Below are 23,025 nucleotides of genomic sequence, written 5' to 3'. Positions count from 1 at the left end.
TGCCCGTCGCGATGAAGAACTAGGCGCCCGCGGGCTCCTCGCCCTCCGTCTTGTCCTCGGCGGGCTCGATGCCGAGGCGCTCGACGAGCCACTTGTCGAACTCGATCGAGGCGCGGACCCAGCTCACCGTCGAGGAGACGAAGTGCTCCAGGCTGACGCCGGTGCCGATGAGCATCTGCGCCTCACCGATCAGCCGGACGGAACCCGCCTCGCCCTCCTCGCCCTCGTGGGCGTGGGTGTAGACCTTGGGCCACAGGGTGCGGCGGTTCCAGTCGTCGATGGCGTCCAGCAGGACGGGACGCTGGTCGAGCTCGTGGGGGCGGTCGTAGAACGTGCGGACCGAGAAGACCTGCTGCTCGTCCTCGCCCCGGAACATGAAGTACGTCCGGAACTCTTCCCACGGCGCCGCGAGGTCGCCCTCGTCGTCGACGACGTACTTCAGCTCCATCTGGTCGAGGAGCTGCTTGACGAGGTCCTGGTCAGGGACGACGGGGCCCTCCGGTCCTGCCGCCTGCGGTTCGGGCTGGCCCCCGAAATTAGGAATCGAGGACGGATCGATGCTCACCGTTATTTCCCTTCGTGCGGTTGCGGCCATCCTCTCCCATGGCGGGCGGGGCATGGCAAGCCCGGGCGGTCCCGATCCGCCACAAGCTGACAGACAGCGTGTGCGGACGGGACCCGCCGGGCGTCGGCCGGACATCGGCCGGACCCTCCACCGACAGACTGCGACGCTCCGTGACCGGCGGTTACGGCCTCACCCGGGAGGCCGTTACGCGGCGGGGCCGACGATCAGCCCGTCCTCGGTCCGCTCCACCCGTACGGTGTCACCGTCGCGGACCTCGCCGGACAGGATCTCCTTCGCGAGCCGGTCGCCGATCGCCGTCTGGATGAGCCGGCGCAGCGGCCGCGCCCCGTACGCCGGATCGTTGCCCTCCTCGGCGAGCCAGGCCAGCGCCTCCGGCGAGACCTCCAGGGTGAGCCTGCGGTCGGCGAGGCGCTTCGCCAGCCGGTCGATCTGGAGCCCGGCGATGTGCGCGAGCTCGTCGCCGGACAGGGCGGAGAAGACCACCAGGTCGTCGAGCCGGTTGATGAACTCCGGCTTGAAGGAGGCCCGCACCACGTCCAGCACCTGCTCCTTCTTGACCTCGGGCTTGACCAGGGGGTCCATCAGGAACTGGGAGCCGAGGTTGGAGGTGAGGACGAGGATGGTGTTGCGGAAGTCGACCGTGCGGCCCTGGCCGTCGGTGAGCCGGCCGTCGTCGAGGACCTGGAGCAGGACGTCGAACACCTCGGGGTGGGCCTTCTCGACCTCGTCCAGCAGCACGACGCTGTACGGGCGGCGGCGGACGGCCTCGGTGAGCTGGCCGCCCTCCTCGTAGCCGACGTAGCCGGGCGGGGCGCCGACGAGGCGGGCGACGCTGTGCTTCTCGCCGTACTCGCTCATGTCGATGCGGATCATGGCCCGCTCGTCGTCGAACAGGAAGTCCGCGAGCGCCTTGGCCAGCTCGGTCTTGCCGACGCCGGTGGGCCCGAGGAAGAGGAACGACCCGGTGGGCCGGTCGGGATCCGCGATCCCGGCCCTCGTACGGCGTACGGCGTCGGACACGGCCTGCACGGCCTCGCTCTGCCCGATCAGCCGCTTGCCCAGCTCGGACTCCATCCGCAGCAGCTTCTGGGTCTCGCCCTCCAGCAGCCGTCCGGCCGGAATGCCGGTCCAGGCGCCGACGACGTCCGCGATGTCGTCCGGGCCGACCTCCTCCTTGACCATGGTGTCCTTGGATGCCTCCTGCTCCGCCTCGGCGGCCTCCTCCAACTCCCGCTCCAGACCAGGGATCTCGCCGTACAGCAGCTTGGACGCGGCGTCGAAGTCGCCGTCGCGCTGGGCGCGTTCGGCCTGGCCCCGCAGCTCGTCGAGGCGCTCCTTCAGCTCACCGACCCGGTTGAGGCCCTGCTTCTCCTTCTCCCAGCGGGCGTTGAGGCCGCGCAGCTCCTCCTCCTTGTCGGCGAGGTCGCGGCGCAGCTTCTCCAGGCGCTGCTTGGAGGCGGGGTCGGACTCGTTCTTGAGGGCCAGCTCCTCCATGCGCAACCGGTCGACGGAGCGCTGGAGTTCGTCGATCTCCAGCGGCGAGGAGTCGATCTCCATACGGAGCCGGGAGGCGGCCTCGTCGACGAGGTCGATGGCCTTGTCGGGGAGGAAGCGGGAGGTGATGTAGCGGTCGGAGAGGGTGGCGGCGGCCACCAGCGCCGAGTCCGCGATCTGCACCTTGTGGTGGGCCTCGTAGCGGCCCTTGAGCCCGCGCAGGATCGCGATGGTGTCCTCGACGGAGGGCTCGGCGACCAGCACCTGCTGGAAGCGCCGCTCCAGGGCGGGGTCCTTCTCGATGCGCTCGCGGTACTCGTCGAGCGTGGTCGCGCCGACCATGCGCAGCTCGCCGCGGGCCAGCATGGGCTTGAGCATGTTGCCCGCGTCCATGGCGGAGTCGCCGCCGGCGCCCGCGCCGACGACGGTGTGCAGTTCGTCGATGAACGTGATGATCCGGCCGTCGCTCTCCTTGATCTCGGAGAGGACGGTCTTCAGGCGCTCCTCGAACTCGCCGCGGTACTTCGCGCCGGCGACCATCGCGCCGAGGTCCAGCGAGACGAGCCGCTTGTTCTTCAGGCTCTCGGGAACGTCGCCCTTGACGATGCGCTGGGCGAGCCCCTCGACGACGGCGGTCTTGCCGACGCCGGGCTCACCGATGAGCACGGGGTTGTTCTTCGTCCGGCGCGACAGCACCTGCACGACGCGGCGGATCTCCTGGTCGCGGCCGATGACCGGGTCCAGCTTGCCCTCGCGTGCGGCGGCCGTGAAGTCGGTGCCGAACTTCTCCAGGGCCTTGTACTGGCCCTCCGGGTCGGGTGTGGTCACCCGGCGCCCTCCCCTGCTCGTCTCGAATGCGGCCAGCAGCTTCCTGGCACTGGCGCCCTGCCCGTCGAGGATCTCACCGGCACGGCCGCCCTTGGCCGCGATGCCGATCAGCAGGTGCTCGGTGGAGATGTAGTCGTCGCCCAGCTCCTTGGCCCGCTGCGCGGCGTCCTGGATGACGGCCAGCAGCTCGCGGTTGGGCGCCGGCGGGGCGACGGTGGAGCCGGTGACGCTGGGCAGGCCCCCGAGCAGCCGCTCGGTCCCGCCCCGCACCGCGGCCTGGTCGGCCTCGACGGCGGCGAGCAGGTCGATGACGTTCTCGTTGTCCTGACCCTCCAGCAGCGCGAGGAGCAGATGCCCCGGGGTCAGATCGGCGTGCCCGCCCTTCACGGCCCTGCTGGTGGCCGCGTTGATGGCGTCCCGGCTCTTGTTGGTCAGCTCGGCGTCCACGTGTGGTCACTCCTCCTCGCGCCCGGTTTCCTGTGTTGACTTAATCAACCTACACAAAGTTGAGTCTATTCCACTCAAGGCATTGCGCGCACGCGCTGCGGGCCCTCGGCGACGCCCCTCGTACGCTGCCCTCATGGCAGACGTACACCACCCCACTCACGCATACGCCGCGTTCTGGCGCGAGAGCCACCTCTCCACCCTGACGACGCCCCGCCCGGACGGCACGCCGCACGTGGTGCCGGTGTGCGTGACGTACGACCCGGAGGCGGGGGTGGCGCGCGTGATCACCGACGGGGGCAGCCGCAAGGTCGCCAACATCCGGGCCGCCGGCCCCGGCGGGGCACGCGTGGCCGTCTGTCAGATCGACAGGGCCCGCTGGGCGACCCTGGAGGGCCTCGCGGTCATCCGCACGGAGCCGGAGGCCGTCGCGGACGCGGAAGCCCGTCACGAGGCGCGCTACGGCCGCGCCCCGCGGATCAACCCGACCCGGGTCGTCATCGAGATCACCCTCGACCGGGCGCTCGGCAAGGCCTGACCCACGACTTCCCCGGAAGCCGCCCCCGTACGGGAACAGCACAACGGCGCCACCGTGTTCAGGTCACGGTGGCGCCGCTGTGTGGGGGAAGCGCCGGAGCGATAGGTGACGACGGGGGAATCGCTCAGGCACTGCGGGGGGTGGCGGAAAGTGGTTCTGCGTCGAACAGCTCGTGGTCCCGCTGATCGAGATTGACGAAGATCATGCCGTACCTCACGGCACAGCGGACCGGCTGCGGCGCACCGCGCGGCCGACGGAGACAGCGATAGGCGCGGACGTCCTCGTCCTCTTCCATCACCACGACGATCGGCTCTCCGAACAGGGTGACCATCAACGAGTCGCCACGGCGGGGGAGTGCCGTGAGCAGATCGATGAAATGCCACCCTGAGCGATAGGCGGTTGCCATCTCGCGCCGGAAGGTGCGGTCGTCCGGCGGGGTACTCATACCCGACCCCGTGCGGCAGGGGCGTTCTCCGACAGCGACCCGGGGGCTGCTTCCGCCCCCGTCGTCCGTGCGGGCATCGAGTCCCAGGCCAGGTCCGGAGGCGGAGCGGCCTGCACCTGCGCGCCGGCCGCACCGTGGGTCACGCCGCCCTCAACGAGGTCAAGAACACTCAGCGCCCCGGTCGTCAGCCCAACGGAGAAGGCAACAGCAAGCACCGAGCGAAGCGTTTTGTTACTCATGATGGGCTTCGTCCTCACTTCCAAGGTTTCCTCTCCCCCGCAGAACAAGACGATGGCCTATCCAGGCACGTCAACGCCACAGAAGCGATGCATCATGTTCCTGCTGATTCATGTTCCTGGGGGGTGGAGAATTGACCACAGACAGCACCAAAGCAGTACATCCCCACTCGGTTAGTGCCTTGTGTGACGAGGGAGCACGGCTCTACGCCAGTGCGCTGAGTGTGGGCAAAATAGCTCGCGTCGAGGCGGAAGACGCGCCGTGTCTGCTGGAATTCGCCCTGCTCCATCCCGATCCCGACGACCCCACCTGGCTACGGCCGGTGCCGCCGTCCGCGGCGCTCACGCAGCGGCTCCACCCGATCGAGCGGGAGATCCAGGAGCGAAGGCGGCTCTCGGTGGAGCTCACCGAGGCGTTCGAACCCTTCATGGCGATCAGTGCCCAGGCTCCGCCGACCACACACGCCATTACGGTTCTCGAAGGCATCGGCCGCATCAACGCCTCGATCGAACTCGCCCTCGCCGAGTGCCGTTCGGAAGTCCTCACCATTCAGCCGGGCGGCGGGCGCAGCGAGAACGCGCTCACCATCGCCATGGAACGCGGCAAGATGCTCACGGAACGTGGCGTCGGCATGCGCACTCTGTATCAGCACACCGTGCGCCACAGCCATGGAACCCTCAATTACGCGGCCCGAATGGCCGAGAGCAAGGTGGAGATCCGCACACTCGAGGAGCTGATAGAGCGGCTCATGATTTTCGACCGCACCGTCGCCTTCATACCGGCCACCGACGACCGCACCGTAGCCCTTGAGCTGCGACACCCCGGCATCGTGGAGTACCTCGCCAAGGTCTTCGAGCAGTTCTGGCATCGCGCGGTACCCCTCCAGGAACAGATTCCGTACGACTCCACGACGGACGGCATTTCCGGGGTAAGACATTCGATCGCCAAACTGCTCGTCGAGGGCCACGTCGACGAGGCGATCGCCCGCCGCCTCGGCATGAACGTACGCACCTGCCGGTCGCACATCGCCAAACTCAGCGTCGCGCTCGGCAGCAACAGCCGGGCCCAGCTCGGCTATTTGATCGCACGATCCGGAATCCTGGAATCAGGCCCCGATCACGCGCTCACCCCCGAGCCCGGAGCGTGACCGCGCCCGGTGGCGGACGACCGGTGACAGGGCGGACGGCCGGTGGAATCCCGAACTCCCCTGCCGCCTGCGAGAATTCCGTACGTCAGGCCTGACCGACCTGACGCGTTCCCGCCACGCGACAGAAGGACCACGAAGACCGGATGAACGACACCACCCCCATACCCGCCGCCGTCGAGGACGACCACCACGGGGAGATCCTGGTCGAACTCGCGGGCGAACAGGGCGAGACGCTCGTCGTGAGCGGCGAGAGGATCCCCCGCGTCGTCCTCACCCGCGCCCCCGGCGCGGCGGTCGACGACCACATCACCATCGGCACCCGCGACCCCCGCCACCTCACGCTCACCGTGGACGGCCGGGAAGCGACGATCACGCCCGCCAAGGGGAAGCTCAGCCGCCGCTCCTACCGGGTCGACGTCCGCTGCGCGGGTACGTCCTACCGGCTCGTGCCCGACTCGATCCCGAGCAGCCGGCTGACCCGGAACGGCAAGCGCCTCGGGGACTTCTCCTCGGACGGCGACCGGCGGGTGCTCGCCGAGTGGCGGTCCAAGGTTGCCGTCGAGCCGCGCGACGCGGCGATCGGCTACGCGCTGGCCGCCGCGTTCGGCACCGGCGGCCAGCCGATGTGGATGATGGTGGTCGAAACCGTCAGCGAGTTCCTGCCGTAGTCCCCACGCCCCGCACACGCCATGGGGCCGGGAGAGCGTTCATCCGCTCTCCCGGCCCCATGGGCGTACGAAGGGACCCGCCGGACGCCGGTCCGTCGGCCGCTTCCGGTCCGTCGGCCGCTTCCAGTCCATCGGCCGCTTCCAGTCCATCGGCCGCTTCTAGTCCATCGGCCGCTTCGGCTTCGGCCGCCAGACCACCAGCGCGCTGGTCTGCTGCACGTCCTGGTACGGCACGAGGTCCCGACGGTACGAGGCGTGCACCTGGGCCTCGCGCTGCTGCATGGCGACCGCCGCGCCGTCCACCGCCGCCGAGAGCTCGGCGACGCGCTGCTGGAGGGCCGCGACCTGGTTCTCCAGCTCGATGATCCGCTTGATGCCCGCGAGGTTGATGCCCTCGTCCTGCGACAGCTGCTGCACGGTGCGCAGCAGCTCGATGTCACGGGCCGAGTAGCGCCGACCGCGCCCGGCCGTACGGTCCGGGGAGACCAGGCCGAGACGGTCGTACTGGCGCAGTGTCTGCGGGTGCAGGCCCGAGAGCTGGGCCGCGATCGAGATCACGTACACCGGTGTCTCATCGGTCAGCTGGTACGGATTGCGTCGACGGCCGTCCATCTCAAGCTCCCTTCGCAGCCTGGAACAGTTCCGCCCGCGGGTCCTCGTCCGCGGTCGCCTTCCGGTAGGCCTCCAGGGCGTCCCTGGCCTCCTGGCCCAGGTCCCTGGGGACCGCGACCTCCACGGTGACCAACAGGTCGCCGCGGGTGCCGTCCTTGCGCACCGCGCCCTTGCCCCGGGCGCGCATCGTACGCCCGTTGGGGGTGCCGGCGGGAAGCTTCAGGGTGACCGGGGGGCCGCCGAGCGTGGGGACCTTGACCTCGCCGCCGAGCGTCGCCTCCGGATAGGTGACGGGCACGGTGACCGTGAGGTTGTCGCCCTTGCGGCCGAAGACCGGGTGGGCGTCGACGTGGACGACGACATACAGATCGCCGGCCGGACCGCCGCGTTCGCCCGCACCGCCCTTGCCGCGCAGCCGGATCCGCTGGCCGTCGGAGACGCCCGCCGGAATCCTCACCTGCATGGTGTGCGCCGACTTCGCCCGGCCGCTTCCCTTGCAGACGTCGCACGGGTCCTGGGCGATGAGGCCCCGGCCCTTGCAGTCCACACAGGGGTCGGTGAGCGAGAAGCCGCCGCCGCTGCCGCGCGAGACCTGGCCGGTGCCGACGCAGGTCGGGCAGACCCGGGGGGTGCCGTTCTTGTCGCCGGTGCCGGAACACGCCTTGCAGGGCGCCTGGCTGGACATCCGGAGCGGGACCGTGGCCCCGTCGACCGCCTCGGTGAAGCTGAGCGTCACCTCGGACTCGATGTCCTGGCCGCGCTTCGGCTGGACACGGGTGCCCGTGCCGCCGCGGTTGAACAGCCCGCCGAAGACGTCGCCGAGACCGCCCCCGCCGCCGAAGCCGCCGCCCGCGCCGCCCTGTCCGCCGCCGCCCGGGGCGCCGCCTCCGAAGAGGTCGCCCAGGTCGAAGTTGAAGTTGCCGCCGGCACCACCGGGGCCGGCCCGGAAGCCGCCGTTGCCGAAGAGGGCGCGCGCCTCGTCGTACTCCTTGCGCTTCTTGGGGTCACCGAGGACGTCGTTCGCCTCGGAGATCTCCTTGAAGCGCTCCTCCGCCTTGGCGTCGCCCTTGTTGGCGTCCGGGTGGAACTCGCGGGCGAGCTTCCGGTACGCCTTCTTGACCTCGGCGTCGGTGGCGTCCTTGGGGACGCCGAGGACCTTGTAGTAGTCCTTCTCGACGAAGTCCTTCGTGCTCATCGACGTCCCTCCTTCCGGACGATCGGCCGAGCGGCCGGCCCGTGGGCCGGCCGCCGGGCCGGTCGGTGGGCACCGTGGTGGTCAGACGCGTTGCCGTCAGACCTCCTCGGTGCCACCGCTCTCCTCGTCGTCTGTCTTCTCTTCCTTGGCCGCGGCGGGCGTGGCGCCCGGCTGCGGCTCGGCGACGGCCACCCGCGCGGGGCGGATGGTGCGCTCGCCGATGCGATACCCCGGCTGCAGGATCGCCACGCAGGTCGTCTCGGTGACGTCCGGCGCGTAGCTGTGCATCAGGGCCTCGTGGATCGTCGGGTCGAAGGGCTCGCCCTCCTTGCCGAACTGCTGGAGGCCCAGCTTCGCGACGGTGGTCTCCAGCGATTCGGCCACCGACTTGAAGCCGCCGACCAGCTCGCCGTGTTCCCGTGCGCGGCCGACGTCGTCGAGGACGGGCAGGAGCTCGGACAGGAGGTTCGCGACAGCGATCTCCTTGACCGTGACCCGGTCCCGCTCGACGCGGCGGCGGTAGTTCTGGTACTCGGCCTGGAGCCGCTGGAGGTCCGCGGTGCGCTCACCGAGCGCGGTGCGTACCTGGTCCAGCTGTGCGGTCAGACCGACGGTCGGGTCGAGGTCCCCGGCCGGGGCCGCCGCCTCCTCCTCGGAGGAGTCGGCAGCCTTCGGCTCGGCGTCATCAGGGGTGGCGCCGGAGGGGACGTCGGGCTTCTCCTCGAAGCCCGGAGTCTCCTCGGTCACGCCGCACCGCCCTTGGTGTCCTTCTCGTCGTCCACGATCTCGGCGTCGACGACGTCGTCATCGGCCTTGGCCTGACCGTCGCCCGGGGCGTCGGCGCCCGGGGTGGCTCCCTCGGCCTGGGCGTTGGCGTACATCGCCTGGCCCAGCTTCTGGGAGACGGCCGCGACCTTCTCGGTGGCCGTGCGGATCTCGGCGGAGTCCTCGCCCTTGAGCTTCTCCTTCAGCTCGCCGACAGCGGTCTCCACCTCCGTCTTCACGTCAGCCGGGACCTTGTCCTCGTTGTCCTTGAGGAACTTCTCCGTCTGGTAGACGAGCTGCTCGCCCTGGTTGCGCGACTCGGCGGCCTCGCGGCGGGCGTGGTCCTCCTCCGCGTACTTCTCGGCCTCTTCGCGCATCCGGTTGACCTCGTCCTTCGGCAGCGAGGAGCCGCCGGTGACGGTCATCTTCTGCTCCTTGCCGGTGCCGAGGTCCTTGGCGGCGACGTGCATGATGCCGTTGGCGTCGATGTCGAAAGCGACCTCGATCTGCGGCACACCACGCGGGGCCGGCGGCAGACCGGTCAGCTCGAACATCCCGAGCTTCTTGTTGTACGCCGCGATCTCGCGCTCGCCCTGGTAGACCTGGATCTGCACGGACGGCTGGTTGTCCTCGGCCGTCGTGAAGATCTCGGAACGCTTGGTCGGGATCGTGGTGTTGCGCTCGATGAGCTTGGTCATGATCCCTCCCTTGGTCTCGATACCGAGGGACAGCGGGGTGACGTCGAGGAGCAGGACGTCCTTGACCTCGCCCTTGAGGACACCGGCCTGGAGCGAGGCGCCGATGGCGACGACCTCGTCCGGGTTCACACCCTTGTTGGCCTCCTGGCCGCCGGTCAGCTCCTTGACGAGCTCGGCGACGGCGGGCATACGGGTGGAGCCACCGACGAGAACGACGTGGTCGATCTCGGAGAGCTGGATGCCCGCGTCCTTGATGACGTTGTGGAACGGGGTCTTGCAGCGGTCCAGGAGGTCCGCGGTCAGCTGCTGGAACTGCGAGCGCGTGAGCTTCTCGTCCAGGTGCAGCGGGCCCTCGGCGGACGCCGTGATGTAGGGCAGGTTGATCGTGGTCTCGGTCGAGGACGAGAGCTCGATCTTCGCCTTCTCCGCGGCCTCGCGGAGACGCTGGAGAGCCATCTTGTCCTTGGACAGGTCCACGCCGTGCCCGTTGGCGAACTGCTTCACCAGGTAGTCGACGACGCGCTGGTCCCAGTCGTCACCACCGAGGTGGTTGTCACCGTTGGTGGCCTTCACCTCGACGACGCCGTCGCCGATCTCCAGGAGGGACACGTCGAAGGTGCCGCCACCGAGGTCGAAGACGAGGATCGTCTGGTCGTCCTTGTCGAGGCCGTACGCCAGCGCGGCGGCGGTCGGCTCGTTGACGATGCGCAGGACGTTCAGGCCCGCGATCTCGCCGGCCTCCTTCGTCGCCTGACGCTCGGAGTCGTTGAAGTACGCCGGGACGGTGATGACCGCGTCGGTCACCTTCTCGCCCAGGTAGGACTCGGCGTCGCGCTTCAGCTTCTGCAGGATGAAGGCGCTCATCTGCTGCGGGTTGAAGCTCTTGCCGTCCAGGTCGATCTTCCAGTCAGTGCCCATGTGGCGCTTGACGGAGCGGATGGTCCTGTCGACGTTGGTGACCGCCTGGCGCTTCGCGACCTCGCCGACGAGCACCTCGCCGTTCTTGGCGAAGGCGACGACGGACGGCGTGGTCCTGGCGCCTTCGGCGTTGGTGATGACGGTGGGCTCGCCGCCTTCGAGAACGCTGACGACGGAGTTAGTCGTGCCCAGGTCGATGCCGACCGCACGTGCCATTTCAATTCCTCCAACTGACTACTTGAGTGGATCTGACTCAAGGATGCATGACGCCGACGCCGGAGTCAACAGACCTGAGTCTCTTACGCTCAACTTAAGTGCTCACATAGAGCACACCCAAGGCGCGTCCGCCCTCCGCCCGCCCTCCTCGGCCACCCCACGACCGCACCCGCGCACGCCACACCCCTCGCGCACCACCCACCCCACCGTCTCACCGTGGGATCGTTCTGTCACAAAATGCCGTGAGACGGTCGTAACCGTCACCGACCGGCAGGTTTCACCGTGGATCGTCACACCATCGAACCTCGAACCCGGGCGGGCGCGATGCAGAACGCGAGGAAGCCGCGCGTACGGCGGAAGAACCAGAGAAGCCAGAGAAGCCAGAGAAGCCAGAGAAGCCAGAAGAGCGAGAAGAGCGAGAAGAGTCAGAAGGGCCGGAAGAGCCGGCAAGGCAACCAGGGCCGACAGGTCCAGCAACCGCGACAGCCACTCCCCCTCCCGGCCCGGCCCCGCCCGGTGCCGCCCGGTGCGGAGCCGCACAGCCCGGCACCGTACGAGGCGCGCCCGCGCCCACATCCGCACGCGGGCCCGCACCCACCCCGACACCCATCCCCGCACCCGTCCCCGTACAGGACAGTGACAGGGACGGTCAGGGGCCAGTTCCCCTCGCGCCCCGTGGCACACCTGGCCGGCCTCGCCGACCGGGCCGGGCGACTCGCGGACCACTTCCTCCCGCGCACACCCGCCGAACGCGTCCTGGACCTGACCCTCGGCACCGCTCTGCTGATCCTGACCGCCCCCGCCGTCGCCGCGGCGGCCCTCGCCCTGAGCGTGCGGCGCGCCCCGGGCGGCGCCTGGGACCACCGGCCCCGGGCCGGCCTGGGCGGCCGGGTCTTCGAGCTGCGCACCCTGCGCACCCGGAGGCTCCGGCTGGACCTGTTCTCCCGCCTGCCCCACGTCGTACGCGGCGACCTCTCCCTCGTCGGCCCCGCACCGCTGGCCCCGGGCGACCCACGGGCCACAGGGTCCGGCGCCCGGCAGTGGCGACAGGAACTGCGGCCGGGACTGACCGGTCTCGCGCAGGTGCGCGCCCGCTCCGGCATGCCGTGGGACGACCCCGCTCTGCTGGACCAGCACTACGCAGAGCACCATGGAGTGGTGCTCGACCTGGCGATCCTCGCCGAAGCCGCACGCGATCCCCTGCGGACGCGGCTCCGGAAGGCCCGTCGAACCAAGGCACACCTGAGCGACGCAGATCACCGACGACCCGACTACAGCCCGGTGGAATAAGTGGATAGTGTCAGCACAGACTAATTAAGTTACTGCTTAGTAGTAGCGGGCAGTAGTAACTGGATCCCGCTCTCGCAGGCCCGAGGAGCCCCGAAATGCAACTCGCCGCGATCATCGTGTCGCTGGTGCTGACGGTCGTCGGCGTTGCGCTCATCACCCGAGCCGTCGCGCAGATCTACCGCTTTGTCCGCCTGGGACAGTCGGTACCAGCAGGCAGCCGCACCGACGACCCCAAGCAGCGGACGATCACCCTGATCAAGGAGTTCGTCGGCCATACCCGCATGAACCGCTGGGGAATCGTGGGCGTCGCCCACTGGTTCGTCGCGGTCGGCTTTCTGACCCTGGGCCTGACGATCGTCACGGCGTACGGCCAGCTGTTCAAGGCCGACTGGGTGCTGCCGTACATCGGCACCTTCCTGCCGTACGAGGTCTACATCGAGTTCATCGCACTCGGCACGACCCTCGGCATCCTCGTCCTGATCGCGATCCGCCAGCTGAACCTGCCCTCGCGGGCGGGCCGCAAGTCGCGCTTCACCGGTTCGAAGATGGGCCAGGCGTACTTCGTCGAGGCGATCATCCTGATCATCGGCGCCGCGATCATGCTGCTCCGCGGCCTCGAGGGCGCGCTGCACCACGTGGACAGCTACGGCCCCGCGTACTTCGCCTCGTACCCCCTGGTGCTGGCCTTCAAGGGGCTGAGCGTCGAGACGCTGCAGAACCTGGTCTACCTGTTCGCGATGATCAAGCTCGGTACGACGATGATCTGGGCGATCACGGTCGGGCTGAACACCAACATGGGTGTCGCCTGGCACCGCTTCCTCGGCTTCCCGAACATCTGGTTCAAGCGGAACGCCGACGGCGACGTCGCGCTCGGCGCGCTCCAGCCGATGACGTCGGGCGGCAAGGAGATCGACTGGGAGGACCCGGCCGAGGACGCGGTCTTCGGCGTCTCCCAGGTCGAGCAGTTCTCCTGGAAGGGCATCCTCGACTTCTCCACCTGCACCGAGTGCGGCCGCTGCCAGTCCCAGTGCCCCGCCTGGAACACCGGCAAGCCCCTCTCCCCCAAGCTCCTGATCATGTCGCTGCGCGACCACGCGCACGCCAAGGCCCCCTACCTCCTGGCCGGCGGCGGCAAGGACATGGAGGGCAACGAGAAGGCCACCGAGGAACAGCTCAAGGACGTTCCCGCGGCCGCCCTCGCCGAGGCCGAGCGCCCCCTCATCGGCACCGCCGAGGAGAACGGCGTCATCGACCCGGACGTCCTGTGGTCCTGCACCACCTGCGGCGCCTGCGTCGAGCAGTGCCCGGTCGACATCGAGCACATCGACCACATCGTCGACATGCGCCGCTACCAGGTGATGATCGAGTCCTCGTTCCCGTCCGAGGCGGGCACGATGCTCAAGAACCTGGAGAAGAAGGGCAACCCCTGGGGGCTGGCCAAGAAGGCGCGCGTCGAGTGGACCAAGGAGGTCGACTTCGAGGTCCCGATCGTCGGGAAGGACGTCGAGGACCTCACCGAGGTCGACTATCTGTACTGGGTCGGCTGCGCGGGCGCCCTGGAGGACCGGGCCAAGAAGACCACGAAGGCCTTCGCGGAGCTGCTGCACATCGCGGGCGTCAAGTTCGCGATCATGGGCGGCGACGAGAAGTGCACCGGTGACTCCGCCCGCCGCCTGGGCAACGAGCCGCTGTTCCAGCAGCTCGGCCAGGAGAACGTGGCCATGCTGAACATGGCGTACGGCGAGGACGATGAGGACACGGCGACGAAGAAGCCCAAGTCGTCGAAGAAGATCGTCGCGACCTGCCCGCACTGCTTCAACACGATCGCGAACGAGTACCCGCAGCTCGGCGGCGAGTACGAGGTCATCCACCACACGCAGCTGCTCCAGCACCTCATCGACGAGGGCAAGCTGATCCCGGTGACCCCGGTCGAGGGCCTGATCACGTACCACGACCCGTGCTACCTGGGCCGTCACAACAAGATCTACACCCCGCCGCGCGAGATCATCGCGAAGGTCCCGGGGCTGCGGAACGAGGAGATGCACCGCCACAAGGAGCGCGGCTTCTGCTGTGGCGCCGGTGGCGCCCGGATGTGGATGGAGGAGCGGATCGGCAAGCGCGTCAACAACGAGCGCGTCGAGGAAGCCCTCGCCCTCAACCCGGACATCGTCTCCACCGCCTGCCCGTTCTGCCTCGTCATGCTGACCGACTCGGTCAACGGCAAGAAGAACGACGGCCAGGCCAAGGAGTCCATCCAGGTCGTGGACGTCTCGCAGCTCCTTCTGGAGTCGGTGAAGACCCCGGCCGATCCGGCGGGCGAGCCGGAGCGGGTGGACGCACCGGAGCCCGAACCGGCAAAGTGACCTGACGCATCAACGCGATGAGCGGCCGGACCTGCCTCGGGGGCAGGACCGGCCGCTTTTCCGTGGGGCACAGGGGCTCCGCCCCCCGGACGTGACGACCGCCGCACGCGAACGGTGAACTCGGGCATGTACGCGACGACGTATCTGGAGCATCATGTGCCCCGGATGAAGTCCGCCACGGCTCCCGGAACACCTTCCGGGACATCTCCCGGAGCACCTCCCGGGACGCCTCCGCGACGCCGACGGACACCGGATGACGAACGACGAACGAGGCCCCCGTGCGCCCACGCACCCGCACCCGCACCGAGCACCCGCAGGCAGCGGTCACCAGCAGGGTGACCCCCGCCCTCGCCGCAGGCTGTACGGCCCTGCTGCTGGCGCTCACGGCCTGTACGGGCCAGTCCCCCGCGTCCGACGGCAAGAACGGCGACACCCCGCCCCGGGCGCAAGAAACGCAGGCACAGTCCCAGACCCGGGCGGGCACGGCGCGCGTCCCCGTACCGCGAGGATCCGGCAGCCGCGTCCCGTACGACTTCAACGGCGACGGCCACCGCGACCTGGTCATCGACGACCTGGTGAAGGCCCCCGAGGAGAGCCACGGCGACGACGCGGGCATCGGCGTCGTCTACGGCTCCGACGACCGCCCCCTGGACCCGGCCGCCCGGCAACTGCTGAGCGCCCGGGCGAACGCGGCGAAGTCCGGCGACACCCTGCCCGCCGCGTTCGACGCCGAGTCGGCCTGCGACCTGGACCGGGACGGCTTCACCGACCTGATCGTCTCCACCGACCCCCCGTACAACGGCATCGGCGCCCCGCCCGTCCCCCTCCAGATCCTCTTCGGCTCCCCGCAGGGCCTGACGGGCAAGGCAGTCACCATACGCATCCCGCAGAAGGCCCGGTTCGGCAACGAGTGGCCCGAGCAGCCGGTCTGCGGCGACTTCGACGGCGACGGCAAGGCCGACCTCGCGGTCACCGCCAGCGCCGGCCAGGTCACCTTCCTGCACGGCCCCTTCACCCGCACCGGGGCCCCGCGCAGCGCGGATCTGCTCCCCGACGGCGGCCCGTACCTCTACGCCCCCGAGCCCCGGCCCGACACCGACGGGGACGGTTACGACGACCTCGTCGCCGCCGCCCGCCCGCACGCCCCCGGCCAGGCGGCCAAGGGCACCCTGCTGCTCGGCTCCGCGAAGGGCCCGGCCCGGCCGGGCGGCGCCTACGCGTTCAGGGCGGAGAAACTCCCCAACGCGCCGTTGAACGCAACGGGCACCACCCGCACCGCCCTCCTGGACCACGGCGACTACGACGCCGACAAGAAGCAGGACACGGTGGTGCGGACGTACCGGGGCGAGCGCCAGGACCTGATCGCCCTCTACACGGCGGGTAACACGGACAGGCCGGTACTCACCTTCTCCACGGCGCTGTTCCTTCCCTGAACTCTCCCTCCCGGGGCCCGAGCTGCGGCCCCTAGGGGATGTCACAGCTCGGCCGCAAAGGCGGGCGGGTTCCCCCGGCCCCCACTCCCCGCCCCCGGGGACCAGGTACGTTCGACGGGTGGCTGGATTCAGGATCGGACGCGGCCGGGACAACCGCACCCCGCAACAACCGCAGCAGCAGCAGCCGTACGGAGGGCAGGCACCACAGCCGCCGTACGGTGCTCAGCCGTGGCCGACGGCAGGAGGCCCCGGCAACGGCGGAGCGCCACCGCCGTACGGCCCGCCGCAAGGCGCCCCGTACAACGCGGGCGGCGGCTACGCGGGCCCCGGGCCAGGAGGACACGGCGGACGGCCCGGACACGGCCAGGGCCCCCACGGCCACGGCGGCCACGGCGGCCACGGCGAGCCGGAGTACTTCGGCGACCCGTACGCGGACCCCGCGCCCCATGACCCGTACGCCAACAACCCGGGTCACACGCAGGCGTTCCGCGTCGACGAGGACCCGTACAACGGCGGCAACACCTACCAGGCCGGTTCCGCCCCCGCCCAGCCGCCGGGCCCGCGCCTGCGCTGGAAGGAACTGCTGACCGGCATCGTGGCGCGCCCGGGACCGACGTTCTGGCAGATGCGGGACTACCCGGTCTGGGGCCCGGCGCTGGTCGTCACGTTCGTCTACGGCCTGCTCGCGCTGTTCGGCTTCGACCAGGCGCGTGAAGAAGCGATCAACGCGACGATCTCGACGGTCATCCCGTACGTCCTCTTCGCCGGCGTCGGCTTCGTCATCGGCGGCCTGGTCCTCGGCGCGGTGACCCACACCCTGGCCCGCCAACTCGGCGGCACGGGCTCGTGGCAGCCGACGGTGGGCCTGTCGATGCTGATCATGTCGATGACCGACGCCCCGCGCCTCCTCTTCGCCCTCTTCCTGGGCGGCGAGAACTCCCTGGTCCAGATCGTGGGCTGGCTGACCTGGCTGGCGGCCGGGGCGCTGTTCACGTCGATGGTCAGCAAGTCGCACGATCTGCCGTGGCCGAAGGCGCTGGGAGCATCGGCGATCCAGCTGATCGCGCTGCTGTCGATCATCAAGCTGGGCACGATCTAGAAAGCCCCGTACGCACGAGAAGGCCCCCGGAGCGCGGAACACACACGCACGCGGGGGCCTTCTCACGCACCCGACCAGACGGGTACACAGGCCTGTGGGGCCATGGCGCTACGGCGCTACGGCGCTACGGCGCTACGGCGCTACGGGTCTACGGGTCTATGAGGGAGGGGCCCTACGCGTCGAGAACCTGCCCGTCCCGCCGCACGACGGGCTTCTCCACGCTCCACGGGAAGTTGATCCACTGATCGGTCTTCTTCCACACGTACTCGCACTTCACGAGGGAGTGGGACTTCTCGTAGATGACGGCGCTGCGCACCTCGGCGACATGGTCGACGCAGAAGTCGTGGACGAGCTTGAGCGTCTTGCCCGTATCAGCGACATCATCCGCGATCAGAACCTTCTTCTTCGAGAAGTCGATCGCGTTGGGCACGGGCGCCAGCATGACGGGCATGTCCAGAGTGGTGCCCACCCCCGTGTAGAACTCCACGTTGACCAGATGGATGTTCTTGCAGTCGAGCGCGTAGGCGAGCCCACCGGCGACGAAGACACCACCCCGAGCGATGCTGAGCACGACATCGGGCTCGTACCCGTCATCGGCGACGGCCTGCGCCAACTCGCGCACGGCCCGCCCGAAGCCCTCGTAGGTCAGGTTTTCCCGCACGTCACTAGCCATGGTTGATCACACCTGGGTCCGATGGAAGTTCTGGAACGACCGCGAGGCCGTCGGCCCCCGCTGCCCCTGGTACCGCGACTCGTACCGCTCGGAGCCGTACGGGAACTCGGAGGACGAGGTCAGCTTGAACAGGCAGAGCTGCCCGATCTTCATGCCCGGCCAGAGCTTTATCGGCAGGGTCGCGAGATTCGACAGCTCCAGGGTCACGTGCCCGGAGAACCCGGGGTCGATGAACCCGGCCGTCGAGTGCGTCACCAGCCCGAGCCGCCCGAGCGAACTCTTGCCCTCCAGCCGCGAGGCCAGATCGTCGGGGAGCGAGATCACCTCGTACGTGGACGCCAGCACGAACTCCCCGGGGTGCAGGATGAACGCCTCGTCGCCCTCCGGCTCGACCGTACGGGTCAGATCGGGCTGTTCGACGGCCGGATCGATGTGCGGGTACCGGTGGTTCTCGAACACCCGGAAGTAGCGGTCCAGCCGCACGTCGATGCTCGACGGCTGCACCATCGAAGGGTCGTACGGATCAATACGGACTCGGCCGGCGTCGATCTCGGCCCGGATGTCCTTGTCTGAGAGAAGCACGTCCCGAGGATACGCAGAACGCGCGAGCCCGCCCCAACCGGACCACCCGCGCGCCTGCAGAACACCTCCGCCCCGCTACCTACGCACCCTCTCGCACCCACCGCCACAACAGCCGACCACGACGCACGTGCCCACAACTGCTTCCGCCGCCTGCTGACCCACGACTACTGCGACCGCCGCTTGCTACCACCACGGCCTACCGCTGCTTATCACCCCTGTGCCCTACCGCTTCTCGAACGCCACCGGCACGGCCTGCCGCAACCGGGCACACCGAGGACACCGGATCAACCGCCCGGGCCCGATCCGGTCGGCCCCGAGCTGCTGCAGCGGGAACGACGAGGTAGCGAAAACATGCCCTTCGGCACAGCGGACGACGGTGCGCTCCATCGACTCCATCAAGCCCCTTCCCCAACCACATATGGACGAGAAAGCCACATTAGGGGATGAACGGGACGCCGCTCCACGCGGCACTCCGACCACCCACGCTACGCCCCCAACTCCCGCCCATCACACCCCCGTCCACACCCCCTCCCCCACCGGACACACAACACGGAGACCCCACGGCTCATCAGCCGGGGGCCTGACATGGGGTAGAGTGTGGAACGATGCAGCGCCGGTGATCGGCACGCTTCGCGGGTGTAGTTTAATGGTAGAACATGAGCTTCCCAAGCTCAGAGCGCGAGTTCGATTCTCGTCACCCGCTCCACATGAAAGCCCCAGGCCAGTGGCCAGGGGCTTCTTTGTTGTCTAGACCTCTTGCGGTGCGGCGTGCCCTCCGCGTGCCCCATCTATGAGGCCCGAAGGGCTTGCGCCCATACCGCCGGCGGGACCAGCGGACGGTTGAAGCATCCGCTCAGCACGTCCGGCGTCGGCTTTCAAGACGTTACCGATCTGCTGCGTGTCGGCCGAGACTGGGGCGCTTCTGAGACAGAGATAGCCATTCGCCAGCGGAGGAGATCCGACGTGGTCGAAGGTGGGGCCTTCATTGGACGGCCCTCGGGGGAGGTGGCAGGTGCCGCTGCTGTCTTGGAAGGCGGGAGTGCCCCGCGGACGCACACCGGACTCTGATGCCGGACAGAAGTCGGAGCCCGTTCCCCAAATACCAGTGAACGGCAAGACTGGTCGGCCGCTGGCCTACGTACCCGGCCAGCGCCCCGTCCGGTCGGAGTACGCTCGACGAGATCCAGCGCCAAGCAGCAACTCCGTCATTCGGGGGTTGGCTGGCTCCGTGCACGAGCGAGTCAACAGGATAATGCAGGCACGGGACTGGGTCGGGCGATGGCAGGACAAGATCCAGGGAAGGCCCCAGCGCCCCATTCGGGGTCTAGACGAGTTCACCGGGGAGCCTCTCGCGCAGTGGGCTCTGACGAATGTGCTGTACGCGCGAAAGCGGCCGGTGCCGTCCTTTGGATTCGCGTTGGCTCCGGTACTCACCCACAGCGTGGCGGCACGACGACAACGTCGACTCCGCTTCACTCTGTTGCTGGCCACGTCCCTCTATATGGCAAGCACTCACCCACTGGGACTTGCGGCGCTCATCCTCGCCATGCTGGTCTGGCAGTTCCTCACCGGGCGGGCCGGTCGAGCAGTCATCCGCTGGGGTTTCAGCGCACTGGTTCCGACTGTCCTGCTTGCTGCAGCCCTGCTTGCCCTCTGGACCTTCGTCAAGCCTCATCAGCCGATGCTGCGCGATGCCGTGGTGGAAGCTCTTATCGTCGCTCCTCACCTTCCCATCGGCACCACTAGCATTCATCTTCTTGACCGTTTGGTGTGTCACGCCTATATGCAGTCACTACGGCCTAGCCGCACACAACTGGCCAAACGCCCCTTCCTCGCCCCTTACGCTGCTAAGAAGATTGCTTCGCACGAAGTCTCAGAGCAGTGGCAAAGCATTGCCTACCGCCGGGAAGGCAATGTAGACCGCTTCGTGGGAGCCGGCCTCGATTCGTGGATGAGGGGTGCTACCCGCATCCAGCTAACGTCAGCTCGCACCAGCGATGAGGAAGAAGACAATCTTTCGGCCACCGGTACGTTCGATCTCGATGCGAGCCAAAAGTTTGAGGCGGACGAACTCCTGGACAAGGTGCGTGACGAGCTAGAGGAACTTCGCGGAGCTCTGGTTGAGACCCACGCCCTACCCAACTGCGATGTGGCCGAATTCCTAGGGGTTCCAGAGAGTCGATGGAAAACCTTGGGGCAGAGTAGGGGCGGTGTCAGTAAGTCAGAGTGGCCGGAAGCTACTGAAATGTGCACCGAGGCCCGTGACGCGCCAACCGGCCACTTCTCTCGTAGATACCTGGCTGCGCAGGTCATCGCATGGGACGGGCAGATTGTGGTGACAGTCTTCGCGCACGCTGCGTTGGAAGGCAACACCCTTCACTTCGTTACCCGTCCGCATGTCCACGCCCCATTGACCCCTTCGGCGAACGTTACTCCCGCGAAGGGTTGGGACCTCGCCAGGAAGCTGGCGGAAGCGCCGCTTCACGCGGTCGGAGACACCGTCGCACTAGCTGCCTTGACCTACACAGCAGTCGGCCGTGGCCTCGGACTGCTGAGCGCGGCAACCACAGCCGCATCCGCTGTTCGCCATAGGGACGACGGCAAGCCCGTAAGCCTTCGAGAGCACTGTGGCCGGGCGACGACTGATGATATGCACCAGACCGAGGACGTGCAGCGGTACGTTTCGATCCTCCAGTCGAGGATGTTCAGCACTGTGAGCGCCTTTCTCGCTGACCACGGTCTGGCCACCGGAGACTTCAAACGCCAGGCCATTGCCATCACACAGAACTTCATCAGCGGCGACAACAACCAGGTGAACACCGGAAATATGGGCGGCGGCATGCAGCAAGGCTCCGCGCCTGGCAGTCCGGCGAACAGAACCGAGAAGGCGGGATGACCATGCGTTTTGGACGAGCGAACACAAGTGGCGGCACCCACGTCACCGGCAGCGGCAATCAAGTCAACACCGGCAGGGTCGGCGGCGACATGCGCCAAGTCCAAGTTTCGGGACGGGAAGCAGACGATCCCAGGCTTTTGGCCGCGCAGGCCAAACTCGCCGAGTTGGCAGCCGCCCTGGACACGCACGCTGGCGAAGTCCACAGCATCGACAGCTGCCGACAGGCCGTGGCCAGAATCGACGAGGAGCTTCGCGAGCCGACGCCGGACGGCCGCCGCCTTACCGAAACCTTGGAGATGCTTAGCCTCGCGCTTGGCTCTGCCGCGTCCTTGAACTCGCTCGCCGACTCGCTTCGAAGCGCGATCCAGGTGCTGCTCAGCTGAATGTGTGGCCTGCCGATCGGCAGGCCACACATGTGGGACACGCGAGCTGGGCGAGGAAAAGGCTGCCGCCCCGCCCAGCTATTTCTACCGCTCGGCCAGGCGGCTCGCCTCCTTGGCCCTTTGGCGTCCTTCCCGCACCCGTACGTCGATGCCCTCCGCCACCTCCCGCTGCCGCTCCCCGTCGGAGTGCTGGTAGATCAGCGCCGCCTTCTCCGAGGACTGGCCGGCGCGGACCATCGTGTCCTTGAGGGTGGCGCCCGACTGGGTGGACAAGGTGTGGCTGGTATGGCGGAGGTCGTAGAAGCGGAAGTCCTCCGGCAGGCCCACCTTGGCGCGGGCCCTGCGCCACTTGCGGCCGAAGGAGGACCGCCGGAATGGCGCGCCCCGCTCACCGACGAACAGGAGGCCGTTGGGTTCCTTCTCCGCGTACCAGTCCAGGTGGCGTTTCACCTCGATGTGCAAGAAGGCCGGGAGGAAGACGGTTCGGCGTCCGGCGGTCGACTTCGTGTCGCCCTCGACCCGGCGGCCTGTGGTCAGCTCCGGCGCGGCGTCGCTGATCCTGGCCGCGAGCGGTTCGAGCGTGACGTCGGGCCGCCGCAGTGCCGCCTGCTCCTCCGGCCGCATCGGCCCGTAGGCACCGAAGTAGACCATCAGCCGCCACCTGGGGCCCATGGCGTCCGCGAGCGCGTCGACCTGTTCGACGGTGGCGGTAGGGCGTTCCTTCGCCCTCTCGCTGCCGGCGCCCCTGATCCGGCAGGGGTTGCGGCGGATCAGCTCGTCGTCGGCGGCCGTCTCCATGATGGCCTTGAGGAGGCGGTACGACTTGGCGACGGTCGTCGCACCGGTTGCCTCCAGCCGCTCGGCCCGCCAGGTACGCACACCGGGCGGTGTGATGTCGTCCAGGTTCACCGAGGCGAACGTGGGCAGCAGGTGCAACCGCAGGAGCCTGCGGTACAGCTCCTCCGTGGTGGCCGAGAGGCCGCGCTCCTCGACCCACTGGACCGCGTAGGCAGCGAAGTTGAGCGCCCCGGCGTCCGGGTCGACCCAGTGCTTGCGCTCGATGTCGGCCTGGGTGAGCGTGAGCCAGGTCTGGGCGTCCGTGCGCGTCGAGAAGGTCTCCGGGGCGGTACGGCGGCTGCCGTCCGGGGCCCAGTAGCGTGCCTGCCAGCGCCCCGAAGGCAGTTGGCGGACCGTGCCGAATTCACGCCGCCTCTGCGGCTTGCGGGTGGCCATCAGGCGGCCTTCCCGTAGCGGGAACGCTCATCGCGGAGAGTCGGCACGGTGCGCTCCTCGATGTATGCGGCGATGGCGCTCTCGGGTATCCGCACGGGCTTGCCGAGCTTGACGTAGCGGATACGGCGCTCCTGGACGAGTCGCCGGATGAAGCGCACGCCGGTGCCGAGGCGGTGGGCAGCCTGCTCCACGGTGAGGAGGGGGTCGGTAGTGGTCACCTCCTCCGCCTGGAGTGTGCGCTGAGCAGGGACGTGCGGTATCGCCGAAGGGCGCAAAGTTGGT

General features: G+C 68.6%; 20 protein-coding genes and 1 tRNA gene. 10 read left to right on the top strand and 11 right to left on the bottom strand.

The window, feature by feature from the left end; all coding sequences use genetic code 11:
• Positions 1-19: 19 nt before the first annotated feature.
• Positions 20-565: a YbjN domain-containing protein gene (locus tag ACIQRW_RS26030; RefSeq protein WP_403764496.1), complete on the bottom strand. Its 546-nt coding sequence runs from the start codon at positions 563-565 to the stop codon at positions 20-22.
• 204 nt (positions 566-769) lie between these two features.
• Positions 770-3,355, bottom strand: coding sequence for an ATP-dependent chaperone ClpB (gene clpB / locus ACIQRW_RS26025; protein ID WP_403764494.1), 2,586 nt, complete (start codon positions 3,353-3,355; stop codon positions 770-772).
• A gap of 133 nt (positions 3,356-3,488) precedes the next feature.
• Between clpB and ACIQRW_RS26020 the strand changes: the two genes are divergently transcribed.
• Positions 3,489-3,890, top strand: coding sequence for a TIGR03618 family F420-dependent PPOX class oxidoreductase (locus ACIQRW_RS26020; RefSeq protein WP_403764492.1), 402 nt, complete (start codon positions 3,489-3,491; stop codon positions 3,888-3,890).
• A gap of 124 nt (positions 3,891-4,014) precedes the next feature.
• Here the strand turns inward: ACIQRW_RS26020 and ACIQRW_RS26015 are convergent, their stop codons facing one another.
• A complete protein-coding gene (locus ACIQRW_RS26015) occupies positions 4,015-4,335 on the bottom strand; it encodes a hypothetical protein (RefSeq protein WP_003967571.1) in 321 nt (106 codons plus the stop codon).
• A gap of 349 nt (positions 4,336-4,684) precedes the next feature.
• Here ACIQRW_RS26015 and ACIQRW_RS26010 point away from each other — a divergent pair, with 349 nt between their 5' ends.
• Both ACIQRW_RS26010 and ACIQRW_RS26005 read left to right on the top strand, forming a co-directional pair.
• Positions 4,685-5,719 carry a helix-turn-helix transcriptional regulator gene (locus ACIQRW_RS26010; protein WP_403764489.1) on the top strand — a complete coding sequence of 345 codons (1,035 nt, stop codon included), beginning with the start codon at positions 4,685-4,687 and terminating at the stop codon, positions 5,717-5,719.
• Positions 5,720-5,862: 143 nt separating this feature from the next.
• A complete protein-coding gene (locus ACIQRW_RS26005; RefSeq protein ID WP_403764487.1) occupies positions 5,863-6,387 on the top strand; it encodes a hypothetical protein in 525 nt (174 codons plus the stop codon).
• 159 nt (positions 6,388-6,546) lie between these two features.
• Here ACIQRW_RS26005 and ACIQRW_RS26000 read toward each other — a convergent pair whose 3' ends face one another.
• The 4 genes from ACIQRW_RS26000 to dnaK form a co-directional block, all read right to left on the bottom strand.
• Positions 6,547-6,999, bottom strand: coding sequence for a heat shock protein transcriptional repressor HspR (locus tag ACIQRW_RS26000; protein ID WP_381748323.1), 453 nt, complete (start codon positions 6,997-6,999; stop codon positions 6,547-6,549).
• A 1-nt stretch (position 7,000) separates the two neighbouring features.
• Complete coding sequence (gene dnaJ / locus ACIQRW_RS25995; protein ID WP_403764485.1) at positions 7,001-8,194, bottom strand: molecular chaperone DnaJ; 1,194 nt, start codon at positions 8,192-8,194, stop codon at positions 7,001-7,003.
• Between the two features lie 96 nt (positions 8,195-8,290).
• Positions 8,291-8,941 carry a nucleotide exchange factor GrpE gene (grpE, locus tag ACIQRW_RS25990; protein ID WP_215109771.1) on the bottom strand — a complete coding sequence of 217 codons (651 nt, stop codon included), beginning with the start codon at positions 8,939-8,941 and terminating at the stop codon, positions 8,291-8,293.
• Entirely contained in the window at positions 8,938-10,791 is a 1,854-nt protein-coding gene (dnaK, locus tag ACIQRW_RS25985) for a molecular chaperone DnaK (RefSeq protein ID WP_359615946.1), read from the bottom strand. The genes grpE and dnaK overlap by 4 nt, the downstream gene beginning before the upstream one ends.
• Positions 10,792-11,466: 675 nt before the next feature.
• Between dnaK and ACIQRW_RS25980 the strand changes: the two genes are divergently transcribed.
• The 4 genes from ACIQRW_RS25980 (at position 11,467) to ACIQRW_RS25965 (ending at position 16,976) form a co-directional block, all read left to right on the top strand.
• The gene (locus ACIQRW_RS25980; RefSeq protein ID WP_403764482.1) at positions 11,467-12,081 is read left to right on the top strand and encodes a sugar transferase; all 615 of its coding nucleotides are present in this window, start codon (positions 11,467-11,469) and stop codon (positions 12,079-12,081) included.
• 95 nt (positions 12,082-12,176) lie between these two features.
• The gene (locus tag ACIQRW_RS25975) at positions 12,177-14,444 is read left to right on the top strand and encodes a (Fe-S)-binding protein (protein ID WP_403764480.1); all 2,268 of its coding nucleotides are present in this window, start codon (positions 12,177-12,179) and stop codon (positions 14,442-14,444) included.
• 278 nt (positions 14,445-14,722) lie between these two features.
• On the top strand, positions 14,723-15,877 hold the full coding sequence (locus ACIQRW_RS25970) for an FG-GAP repeat domain-containing protein (RefSeq protein ID WP_403764478.1): 1,155 nt from the start codon (positions 14,723-14,725) through the stop codon (positions 15,875-15,877).
• A 118-nt stretch (positions 15,878-15,995) separates the two neighbouring features.
• The gene (locus ACIQRW_RS25965; protein ID WP_403764476.1) at positions 15,996-16,976 is read left to right on the top strand and encodes a Yip1 family protein; all 981 of its coding nucleotides are present in this window, start codon (positions 15,996-15,998) and stop codon (positions 16,974-16,976) included.
• A gap of 172 nt (positions 16,977-17,148) precedes the next feature.
• Here the strand turns inward: ACIQRW_RS25965 and ACIQRW_RS25960 are convergent, their stop codons facing one another.
• Positions 17,149-17,649 (bottom strand): phosphoribosyltransferase, encoded by a 501-nt coding sequence (locus ACIQRW_RS25960; protein ID WP_026291049.1) that lies wholly within the window; start codon positions 17,647-17,649, stop codon positions 17,149-17,151.
• Between the two features lie 6 nt (positions 17,650-17,655).
• On the bottom strand, positions 17,656-18,231 hold the full coding sequence (dcd, locus tag ACIQRW_RS25955) for a dCTP deaminase (RefSeq protein ID WP_050358434.1): 576 nt from the start codon (positions 18,229-18,231) through the stop codon (positions 17,656-17,658).
• Between the two features lie 632 nt (positions 18,232-18,863).
• Here dcd and ACIQRW_RS25950 point away from each other — a divergent pair.
• The 3 genes from ACIQRW_RS25950 to ACIQRW_RS25940 all read left to right on the top strand — a co-directional run bounded on the left by ACIQRW_RS25950 (position 18,864) and on the right by ACIQRW_RS25940 (position 21,510).
• Positions 18,864-18,937, top strand: a tRNA-Gly gene (locus tag ACIQRW_RS25950).
• Between the two features lie 522 nt (positions 18,938-19,459).
• A complete protein-coding gene (locus tag ACIQRW_RS25945; RefSeq protein WP_403764473.1) occupies positions 19,460-21,127 on the top strand; it encodes a hypothetical protein in 1,668 nt (555 codons plus the stop codon).
• On the top strand, positions 21,124-21,510 hold the full coding sequence (locus ACIQRW_RS25940) for a hypothetical protein (RefSeq protein ID WP_179886932.1): 387 nt from the start codon (positions 21,124-21,126) through the stop codon (positions 21,508-21,510). Before ACIQRW_RS25945 ends, ACIQRW_RS25940 begins: the two co-directional genes overlap by 4 nt.
• Before the next feature lie 84 nt (positions 21,511-21,594).
• Here ACIQRW_RS25940 and ACIQRW_RS25935 read toward each other — a convergent pair whose 3' ends face one another.
• Complete coding sequence (locus ACIQRW_RS25935; RefSeq protein ID WP_403764471.1) at positions 21,595-22,743, bottom strand: tyrosine-type recombinase/integrase; 1,149 nt, start codon at positions 22,741-22,743, stop codon at positions 21,595-21,597.
• Positions 22,743-22,961 (bottom strand): helix-turn-helix domain-containing protein, encoded by a 219-nt coding sequence (locus ACIQRW_RS25930; protein WP_070204304.1) that lies wholly within the window; start codon positions 22,959-22,961, stop codon positions 22,743-22,745. Before ACIQRW_RS25930 ends, ACIQRW_RS25935 begins: the two co-directional genes overlap by 1 nt.
• Positions 22,962-23,025 lie beyond the last annotated feature (64 nt).

The organism is Streptomyces sp. NPDC091287 (genome assembly GCF_044768525.1).
In the GTDB taxonomy this organism is placed as follows: Bacteria; Actinomycetota; Actinomycetes; order Streptomycetales; family Streptomycetaceae; genus Streptomyces.
The sequence above is the reverse complement of the archived record's forward strand: the minus strand, read 5'-3'. Positions and strand labels throughout refer to the sequence as shown.

Excerpts from the sequence above, each read along its gene's own strand:
- ACIQRW_RS26020 (WP_403764492.1), top strand. The coding sequence starts at position 3,489 with ATGGCAGACGTACACCACCCCACTCACGCATACGCCGCGTTCTGGCGC.
- ACIQRW_RS26015 (WP_003967571.1), bottom strand. The coding sequence starts at position 4,335 with ATGAGTACCCCGCCGGACGACCGCACCTTCCGGCGCGAGATGGCAACC.
- ACIQRW_RS25940 (WP_179886932.1), top strand. The coding sequence starts at position 21,124 with ATGACCATGCGTTTTGGACGAGCGAACACAAGTGGCGGCACCCACGTC.
- ACIQRW_RS25975 (WP_403764480.1), top strand. The coding sequence starts at position 12,177 with ATGCAACTCGCCGCGATCATCGTGTCGCTGGTGCTGACGGTCGTCGGC.
- ACIQRW_RS26010 (WP_403764489.1), top strand. The coding sequence starts at position 4,685 with ATGTTCCTGGGGGGTGGAGAATTGACCACAGACAGCACCAAAGCAGTA.
- ACIQRW_RS26005 (WP_403764487.1), top strand. The coding sequence starts at position 5,863 with ATGAACGACACCACCCCCATACCCGCCGCCGTCGAGGACGACCACCAC.
- ACIQRW_RS25960 (WP_026291049.1), bottom strand. The coding sequence starts at position 17,649 with ATGGCTAGTGACGTGCGGGAAAACCTGACCTACGAGGGCTTCGGGCGG.
- ACIQRW_RS26000 (WP_381748323.1), bottom strand. The coding sequence starts at position 6,999 with ATGGACGGCCGTCGACGCAATCCGTACCAGCTGACCGATGAGACACCG.
- ACIQRW_RS25935 (WP_403764471.1), bottom strand. The coding sequence starts at position 22,743 with ATGGCCACCCGCAAGCCGCAGAGGCGGCGTGAATTCGGCACGGTCCGC.
- dnaK (WP_359615946.1), bottom strand. The coding sequence starts at position 10,791 with ATGGCACGTGCGGTCGGCATCGACCTGGGCACGACTAACTCCGTCGTC.
- dnaJ (WP_403764485.1), bottom strand. The coding sequence starts at position 8,194 with ATGAGCACGAAGGACTTCGTCGAGAAGGACTACTACAAGGTCCTCGGC.